Origin of the sequence: Halomicronema sp. CCY15110, from assembly GCF_016888165.1 — a bacterium.
Taxonomy (GTDB): Bacteria; Cyanobacteriota; Cyanobacteriia; order Phormidesmidales; family Phormidesmidaceae; genus Halomicronema.
In genome coordinates, this window is record NZ_JACSWC010000278.1 from 1 (window position 1) to 228 (window position 228).

1 protein-coding gene is annotated in these 228 nt (G+C 64.9%); it reads left to right on the forward strand.

Features of this window, described 5'->3' with window-relative positions:
- Positions 1-228, forward strand: a 228-nt coding sequence (locus JUK32_RS11560; protein ID WP_204139009.1) for an efflux RND transporter permease subunit, incomplete at both ends; no start/stop codon positions are given.

Here is a 228-nt window from a genome sequence, read left to right on the forward strand (position 1 = left end):
CTGCTGCGCCGCTACGCCGAGGAGCTGGGGGTGGCCCTGCGAGGCATTGACGGCACCGAGGATGTGGATTTCTTTGGTCGCCCGGAGGAAGAAATTTTGGTGGAAATCAACGCGGCGGCGCTGGTGGCGGTGGGGCTGTCGGCCCAAGATCTGGCTGACCAAGTGGCTCTGAGCGATGCCAAGACCAGCGCCGGGCAGCTGCGATCGCCGGATCAGACCCTGGCCATT